The organism is Chamaesiphon polymorphus CCALA 037, assembly GCF_003003845.1.
Taxonomy (GTDB): Bacteria; Cyanobacteriota; Cyanobacteriia; order Cyanobacteriales; family Chamaesiphonaceae; genus Chamaesiphon; species Chamaesiphon polymorphus.
On the sequence record NZ_PVWO01000236.1, the window covers coordinates 1 to 8,604 of the forward strand.

An 8,604-nucleotide genomic window follows, 5' to 3' on the forward strand; every position below is an offset into this window, starting at 1 on the left:
CATTTAGGCGAGCTTTTACAGCAGTCTGGCTGTAATGTTAAAGTTATCAGATTACCAGGGATTGAAAAAGGTGTTGATGACTTTATCGTCGCGCAGGGAATCGATGCTTTTCGAGCTATTTATCAACAAGCATTAGAATTAGAAGTAGATCTCGCTCAGTCGAAACGACATAGTGAATTAAGTTATCCACCAAATCTGGCACTAGAAAGTAGATATTTACATGGTCTTGAGTTTCCAAGCATTGGTATTGTCGGAATTAAATCTGCCAAAGGTACTGGCAAAACTACGGCATTAATTCCAGTCGTTGCTGCTGCTCAAGCAAACAATCGTCCGGTATTATTGTTGACGCATCGAATTCAATTAGGACGATTTTTATGTCAGCGAATTGGTGTGAATTGGATTAACCAACAGTTACCCAAACAACAATCGGATAGTCTCGGCTTATGTCTGGATTCAATGTGGAAACTCAATCCTAACGACTGGGAAGGTGGGGTAATTATTTTAGATGAAGTCGAGCAATCTCTTTGGCATTTACTCCATAGCTCGACTTGTAAAAAGAAGCGACTGGCGATTTTAAAAACCTTTCAACACTTAATTGCCAGAGTCATCGAGACAAATGGACTCGTCATTGCTCAAGATGCCGATTTATCCGATATCTCGATCGATTATCTCAAGAAATTGGCAGATCGCGAGATCGAGCCGTGGATAGCCATCAATCAATGGCGCGCCGAGCGAGGCTGGGATGTCCATTTCTACGATAGTCCCAATCCTACCGCGCTCATCCACCAGCTAGAATTAGATTTACGTGCTGGGCATAAATGCTATGTTACCACCGACAGTCGATCGGGTCGTTATGGCTCCGATACGATCGATCGTTATATCCAACAAGCTCTCAAACAACTCGAAGATAGTTATACCAAAACGCTCGTAGTTTGCAGTCATACGACTAATACTACCGGACATCCCGCCGTCGATTTTGTATCCTCGATTAATACTCAAGCTCCCGAATATGATGCGGTATTTGTGACGCCAACTTTAGGTACTGGCATCAGTATCGATGTCAAACATTTCGATCGAGTATATGGGATTTTTCAAGGTGTCATTCCCGATACCGAAGTTCGACAAGCATTAGCCAGAGTAAGAGCCAATGTACCGCGCTATATTTGGTGTGCCAAACGTGGCATGGGTACGATCGGTAGTGGTAGTAATAATTATCGATCGCTAGCGTATTGGTATCAAGAAAATTACAAAGAAAATTACGCGCTGATGTGTCCATTAACGCGGATCGATGTCGATTTACCATTTGTTTTCGATCCGATCCATCTACGGACTTGGGCAAAATTTGCCGCGCGGATTAATGCTTCGATTACCTTGTATCGCGATGCCGTCAAAGCTGGTTTACTTGGCGAAGGACATCAAGTACATGTAATTAGTGAAGATCGCGATCGTGAGAGCTTACAAGAGCTACGTACTGCCTTAATTCAGGCAACCAAAACCGACCCTCAAAAGTCGATGGAAATCATGCGTCAAATTGCTGACGTCCACAAAGAAAAATCGCAACGCGATCGCGAATATAGCCTGATCGGCACGCAAACTAAAAAGATTCAGCAACAGGTCAAAAATCAAGCAGCACAAGCCGTTGCCGCCGCACCAGATCTCGGACATCGCGATTTTCAATATCTATCGAACAAACGTTTTCTCACCGATTTAGAACGCGCCCAAGTCGAGAAATATACCCTCCAGCAGCGATATGGCGTAACGATTACACCCGAACTCAAACTCAAAGATGATAAAGGTTATTACGGTCAATTATTAACTCACTTTTATCTGCTCAATCATCAACAATATCTCCCTCAATCTATTTATCTAGTTTGGGATCGAGATCTAGATAGACCAGATAAAGTATTTTTACCCGATGCCAATCATCATATTCTCAAAATTCAGGGATTATTAGCATTAGGCAACATTAACTTTTTAGATCCAGACAGACAATTACAAATTACCGATCCAGATCTAATCTCCCTCAAACGAATTAGTTATCTATGCAGCCAACATATCAAACGCGCGATTGGAATTGACATGCCCAACTATAGTAATGGTGAAGTCAGTCCAATTGCCGTACTCAATCGGTTATTAAACTTATTAGGATTGAAAGTTCTCCCAATTTCATCTGGTTCTAAAAAACAAGACAAATCTACTAGTATCTATCAACTCGATCGATCGTTATTAAATGATGGTCGTGACGAGATTTTTAAAGTATGGCAAAAACAACAAAGTCGAGAACTCCTGCGTTCGGCGTAAATAGTTGGTAGTGGTAGGTTGGGTTGAGGCACGAAACCCAACAGCACCAACAGACGATATAAAATATCCCCGACTTTTTGAAAAAGTCGGGGATATTGCTTCGCTGAGTAATTGTTAAAAGCTAGCGATTGCTGCTGACTGCTGGCACCTTGCCAGGATTCGGATTAGCTAAATTTGGATTGCTTTGCAATACGGCGATCGCTTTTTGATACTGCGGATCGCGAGCACTTCCTAGCAAGTTTGGCGACTCAGAGAGGTTCTTTTGCTCCATAAAGTTCAGATCTACCCTTACATCTGGAGTCACACCTTTCTGACCGATATCGGTGCCATTGGGAGTATAGTAATGAGCGACAGTTACCGCTATTCCCGAACCATCAGAGAGCGAGTGGACAGATTGCACTAGAGCTTTGCCAAAAGTTTGCGCGCCGACGATTTGTGCGCGGCGGTTGTCTTTGAGCGCGCCTGCGAGAATCTCACTCGCACTAGCTGAATTGCCATCTACCAACACCGCCATCGGGAGTTGAGTTAAAGCACCTTGAACTGCGCGAAAATTTTCATTAGTACCTTTACGATCGACAGTTTTGACGATCGTGCCATTATCCAGCCACATCCGAGCAATTTCGACACTTGCTTGCAGCAATCCACCGGGATTTCCCCGCATATCTAGCACGTAAGCATTGACTTGTTTGCGGTTGAGATCTTTAATCGCTTTTTGCATCTGCTCGGAAGAGTGAGAGCTAAATTCAGACAGCCGGATATAACCAACTTTTAATTTTCCTTCCTGTTTGACTTCCGAAAATACCGATGCAACTTCGATTTGAGCGCGCGTCAGCGGCACATCAAACGGACTGCTACTCCCACGCGCGATTTTTAGCGTAACCGATTTGCCAATTTCACCGCGAATCAGACCAATCGCATTTTCGAGAGTCATATTTTTGGTAGACTTACCATCGATCGCCACGATCGCATCGCCAGCTTTGATTCCAGCTTTGGCTGCGGGTGAATTTTCGATCGCTTCGGCAACTACTAATTGTTTAGTGCGCGGGTTAGCCTCCAGCTTGATCCCAACACCAGACATTTCGCCGCTAGTTTGATTGTTGAGCGATTGGAACTGCTGCGGATCCATGAATCGAGTATAAGGATCGCCTAACTTCTTGAGCGTCGTGCGAATGGCAACGTATGCTTCTTGACGATTGCGATAGTTGCGTTTGAGCAGATCCTTTCTGGTTTGTTGCCAGTCCACACGATTGAAAGTCCCGTCTACGTACTCCCGATTAATCAACTGCCAAGCTTCATCGACGATCGCTTTCGGGCTATCCTTAAATGCCGCAACAGAAGAAGTGGCACCAATTGGCAACAATGTGGCAAGCATAGCTCCAGTAAACATCGCTCCACGTAGAACTAGTTTAGGTTGCCAAACAAATCGGAATGTGGATGGTTGGGTCATAGAGACAATTATGGCATTCTTGGGAGGTTATGACGCTCGGAGCACCGCTAGTCGGAAGCGATCGCCGAGGCAGCGCGAATCTATCAATGCTAATTTAACTCAATCTCAATTGCTTTGCTGCATAAATCGTATTTTTGACTGCAATTATGTAAGTAAAATTAATAAATCTTAATCTAGTAGTTTTGGCATAAATCTAGTTACTATTTTGGCGGGGAGCGGGGAGCGGGGAGCGAGGGCAAGAAACGTTATCCTAGTTGACGCCGTTTAACGATCGGCTCGATTTAAAGACCACTTACCAGCAAACCCATCCTGTTAATCCTAAAATCCTGTTAATCCCGATGGATTTTTAAATAGGGATAACTGGAATCAGATCGAGCTGGCTGCTGGTAAGCCGATCTGGTAATGGCTCATCCAAGTTTTGGCGATCGCACCGCACGGCAAAGCTACAACGCTGACATATCCCTGTTGACACCGCTACTTGCGGAAAAAGTTCCTGGCGAGTGCGATTGGCATCGAGCCAAGTTGTCAATTTTTCTAGCAAAGCCAGTAAATCGATCTGAGTTTGACGGTGTTGCTTGAGCGTGTAATTAATACTTACCGACTTCGGCTGTGGGGTGGATTGAATGAACCAGTAAGTAAACGCAATCTGCTTGGGTAAATAATCGCTAGTTTCGGCAAGAAGATACAAATACAGTCGCGTTTGCCACTCCAGATCGAGATCTTTTTTGTATTTAGGCAGAGGATAAGTTTTCCAGTCGATAATATCTGCCCGATCGGGTTGTAAAATCAACAGATCGTAGATCGCTGTAAACAAATAATTACCGATTTCTAATGTCCGCACATGCTCGCTCTGTCTCCAGATGTTGGTGTCTGTTTCAAACAGTTCTGGAGCGATCCGCAGCATCGCTTGCATCCAGGTATTAAGTTCTGGCGATCGCGCTAAAATTGGCTCGATCGGCAATCCAAGTTCGCGTTGGTGCATCAATAAGTGAAAATCACTACCCAACTGAGTTTTAGATTGTTGCACCGCAGCCATCGGTAACGTCAATCGATCGCAAAACGTATGCTCGAATTGACGCGGACAAGTTTCGAGAATTTTTAGGTGTCGTTGGGAGATTCTCAGCAAGGGGAGTTGGGAGTTGGGAGTTGGGTGTTGGGTGTTGGGTGTTGGGTGTTGGGGATAGCACCGATAACCTAATCCTGAAAACCTTGAAAATCCTGAAATCCTGGTAATTATTTAGTCAACACAAACACGCTACCTTCATTACCTCGACTAATTCGCAGGGTTTCATCGAGATAGGTAACCTCCAGCCATGCAGGTGCTTTGTCTTCTGGACGATTAATGGGTAGATCGATCGCGGTAAACTTGCGACCATTTTCGATCGCGTCAATCAAAGTATCGGGATTTGAATAGTCGATAAATCGCTGCAAACCAATGACAGATCGATTGAATCGCACATTCACCCGACACTCATTTACTGGTGTAAACTTGGCAACGATCGCGACTAAACCATCTAAACCGGGCAGTAAACTACCAACTTCAGCAATATTATAAACCGCGCTGGTAGTCGGACGAATGCACTGATAAATATCGCCCAGTTTAACTAGTGGAAATTTGTCGATGCCCAGCAAACTCTGACTGCTAGTGTAAAGCAACCGCCAATTACCAGCCAATAAATCGATCGCCGTCGTCAACGGACGTGGATGGGGATTGCGTAACTCCAACTCGGTAATTGCTGCCAGAATTGCCTGTCGATCGGTAGAAGTTGCTAAAATACCGCGATTTTTCCCCGCGATGGCGGCGAGTAACTTGGATTTGGGCATATTAAATTCCTTAGTTAATCTATTTTAGATGTGTAAAGAAGTCAGATCGCGATGTTCGAGCGAAATATCCCCCATCCCCTAAAATGATAAACTATGAGAACATAATGCCAATCAACTTTACCATGCCCGATTCTCTAGACCTCGATGTTCTGGATACCTTTGTCAATCCAGCCCTCAAACAACAACCACGCTACGAACCCGCACCAGTAATTGCCGTTGAGAGAAATACTTCAATTTTAGAATGGCTCGAAGCTCAAGGTCGGCTGATCGACAGAGACGAACGCGATCCTGCGGTTTCGGCACTAGATCAACCAAATACAGACGAAGAATTATTTGAAGACGATCGCAGCTACCAAGAAGATGATGATGTTGATGATGTCGATGATGTCGATGAAATCTAAATAAATTTTCGGTCGCTCCTAGCGATTTATTTGCGATCGCTTGGGATTAATTTATGCAAGGATTATAGCGATCGCAATTATCTGGGAGAAATATAGATGGAGGATAGATCGGTATCGGCACGCGGTTTCAATCCTACAGGAACTGTCTTGCTAATTTTATTAGGACTGTTCCTGACTGGAGCCGTACTGTGGGTAGACTGGCAAAATGGTAAGAGTCTGATGTCATCCCTACTCCTGCCATTTGCCGTCTCTACTGGGTTAGTAACGGCGATCGGTTATCAAGCCATTCCGCTACTCAAACAGTTAAAAATGGGTCAATTCATTCGCGAAGATGGCCCGCAAGCACACCTCAAAAAAGCAGGAACGCCCACCATGGGTGGTGTCTTCGTCGTACCGATCGGGACGATTTTAGGCGTAATTTGGTCGCAATTCAATCCCGACGCGATCGCCGTCGCCCTCACCAGCTTAGGCTACTTTGCTATTGGTGGCGTCGATGACTGGAAGAGTTTGAGCAACCGCAAAAACGAAGGTCTGACCCCCAAAGGTAAACTACTACTCCAAACAGCGATCGCGATCGCCTTTTGTGGCTGGGCTTATTACAGTAGAGGTAATGTCATTACCAACGTGCATTTACCCTTTCAAGTAGTTTTACCTCTAGGATTGCTATTCTGGGGTCTAGCCATATTCGCGCTCCTCGCCGAAAGCAACGCCACCAACCTAACCGATGGCGTAGACGGCTTGGCTGGCGGTACCGGAGCGATCGCCCTAGCAGGTTTAGCCGCAATTATCCTCCCCAAAGAACCCAGTCTCGCTATCTTGTGCATCTGCCTCAGCGGTAGTTATCTCGGCTTTGTCGTCCACAATCGCAACAAAGCTAAAGTCTTTATGGGTGACACTGGTTCCCTCGCTCTTGGAGGCGCACTAGCAGCAGTCGGCATTCTCACCGAAAATCTCTGGGTGCTATTCATCTTGAGCGGCATCTTTGCAGTTGAAGCCCTGTCAGTAACCGCTCAAGTAGGCTACTACAAAGCCACCAAAGACGCTGAAGGCAAAGGCAAGCGATTATTTAAAATGGCTCCCATTCACCACCATCTAGAATTAAGCGGCTGGACAGAAACCCAAGTCGTCGGCGTCTTTTACGCGATCGAAGTCTTACTAGTAATCATCAGCCTGCTAAGTCGGCAAACATTATAGAACCCATTTGAGATCTTTTTCGGATCGAATCGAGCATGTATAAGTAAGTTAGGTGCAATTATTTATGAATTAAATTACGCCTGAAACCTTTTTATCTCCTGGCAGTGGAGGGTGGGTTTTGTTTGATGTTAAACAGTAATATCTACATTAATTTGCATAAACCCACCCCTACAGATCCAAAAAAAGACAGGATGAGGCACTTTGTCAACCAACTGTCGAGATATCAAATGGGTTCTAGAGAAGAAGCGCGAGCTTCTACAGATAAATAATTGGATGCACCAATGCGGATGGAATCTCTCGTCGATAGACGAGACAAAAACTTCAGCAGATAACTAACTCAAAGCACTAATGCGTTCGCGTAGCGTCTCGAAGAGAAGCGCGCCCCACCGCAAACAGATCGACCCTTATGCAGGGGAGTCTGAGGGGCGGCATCCTGCCCCTCAGCGGGGGGTCTGGGGGAAGCCTCCCCCAGATCCGGGTTCTCATAGCACCAGCGAACCCAAAACTGCATCCCTCTCAATCATCGCCAAACATGTCATCCATCGATCTCGATCGAGCTATCCTGGCGGCAACCGGAGCCAACATCCCCAACCATCAGCGATGGTCGATCGTCATAGACAGCCTCCAAAGCTTACCAGTCGATCGACTCCAACAGAACCAGATCGCCCTAGATCTAGCCCTGCAAGTATTGAGCCAAGGCGACTTCGAGCAACAATGGGAAATTGCCAAAATCATTCCCAAACTGGGCGAAATTGCCATCCAACCCCTGCTAGACATCGTTAACGATCCAGAAGTCGATCTCGAAGATCGATGGTTTGCAGCCCGAATTCTAGGGGCATTCGCACGAGCCGAAGTCGTCACCGCACTGGTAGCCATAATCCAAACAGATGAAGACCCCGAACTCAGCGCGATCGCCACTAGCGCATTAGCCAAAATCGGTACTCCCGCGATCGCCGCCGTCGCCGAACTATTATTGCAACCTAGCACCGATGAGTCGATCGCCAACCGACGGCTAGCCGCCAGCATCCTCGCTCAAATCCGCCACTCGCAAACGATCGAGCCATTACTGCAAATAATTGACGACCCCGATCCGCAGATCCGCACCATCGTCGTCGAAGCACTCGGCAGCTTCCACGATCTGCGGATTCCCCCGCTCCTGATTGCCAAACTTACCGATCCGATCGCCAGCGTCCGCAAAGCCGCCGTAGTCGCCTTATCCTGTCGCGAAGACGTCGCATCTCAATTGGATCTGCTGCAACATTTACGACCTTTATTATTCGATCTAGACTTAAGCGTCTGCCAAGCAACCGCATTGGGTTTAGCCAGATTAGCAGATCCAGAAGCAGTCACAGTTTTGACTGAAGTATTGGCATCGAGCCGCACTCCTGACGACTTAAAATCGTCAACAATATTATCGCTCTGTCTCTTATACACATC

The 8,604-nt window shown here is 46.1% G+C and carries 7 protein-coding genes; 4 read left to right on the forward strand and 3 right to left on the reverse strand.

What is annotated here, in order from left to right; all coding sequences use genetic code 11:
• Positions 1 to 2,301 (forward strand): plasmid replication protein, CyRepA1 family (locus C7B77_RS17195; protein WP_106307411.1); only part of this gene is annotated, 2,301 nt, incomplete at its 5' end.
• 121 nt (positions 2,302 to 2,422) lie between these two features.
• On the opposite strand, the gene ctpB is transcribed toward C7B77_RS17195, so the two are convergent.
• From ctpB to C7B77_RS17210, 3 genes are all read right to left on the reverse strand, one after another.
• Complete coding sequence (gene ctpB, locus C7B77_RS17200) at positions 2,423 to 3,748, reverse strand: carboxyl-terminal processing protease CtpB (protein WP_106307414.1); 1,326 nt, start codon at positions 3,746 to 3,748, stop codon at positions 2,423 to 2,425.
• Positions 3,749 to 4,094: 346 nt separating this feature from the next.
• Complete coding sequence (locus C7B77_RS17205) at positions 4,095 to 4,874, reverse strand: PD-(D/E)XK nuclease family protein (RefSeq protein ID WP_106307417.1); 780 nt, start codon at positions 4,872 to 4,874, stop codon at positions 4,095 to 4,097.
• A 107-nt stretch (positions 4,875 to 4,981) separates the two neighbouring features.
• Positions 4,982 to 5,572, reverse strand: a complete 591-nt coding sequence (locus tag C7B77_RS17210) for a PAP/fibrillin family protein (RefSeq protein ID WP_106307420.1) — start codon at positions 5,570 to 5,572, stop codon at positions 4,982 to 4,984.
• Positions 5,573 to 5,676: 104 nt separating this feature from the next.
• Between C7B77_RS17210 and C7B77_RS17215 the strand changes: the two genes are divergently transcribed.
• The 3 genes from C7B77_RS17215 to C7B77_RS17225 all read left to right on the forward strand — a co-directional run.
• A complete protein-coding gene (locus C7B77_RS17215; protein WP_219892183.1) occupies positions 5,677 to 5,973 on the forward strand; it encodes a DUF3134 domain-containing protein in 297 nt (98 codons plus the stop codon).
• Between the two features lie 96 nt (positions 5,974 to 6,069).
• Positions 6,070 to 7,167 carry a phospho-N-acetylmuramoyl-pentapeptide-transferase gene (mraY, locus tag C7B77_RS17220; RefSeq protein WP_106307423.1) on the forward strand — a complete coding sequence of 366 codons (1,098 nt, stop codon included), beginning with the start codon at positions 6,070 to 6,072 and terminating at the stop codon, positions 7,165 to 7,167.
• Positions 7,168 to 7,699: 532 nt separating this feature from the next.
• Positions 7,700 to 8,604, forward strand: a 905-nt coding sequence (locus C7B77_RS17225; RefSeq protein WP_181243900.1) for a HEAT repeat domain-containing protein, incomplete at its 3' end; no start/stop codon positions are given.

Excerpts from the sequence above, each read along its gene's own strand:
- C7B77_RS17215 (WP_219892183.1), top strand. The coding sequence starts at position 5,677 with ATGCCAATCAACTTTACCATGCCCGATTCTCTAGACCTCGATGTTCTG.
- C7B77_RS17210 (WP_106307420.1), bottom strand. The coding sequence starts at position 5,572 with ATGCCCAAATCCAAGTTACTCGCCGCCATCGCGGGGAAAAATCGCGGT.
- mraY (WP_106307423.1), top strand. The coding sequence starts at position 6,070 with ATGGAGGATAGATCGGTATCGGCACGCGGTTTCAATCCTACAGGAACT.
- ctpB (WP_106307414.1), bottom strand. The coding sequence starts at position 3,748 with ATGACCCAACCATCCACATTCCGATTTGTTTGGCAACCTAAACTAGTT.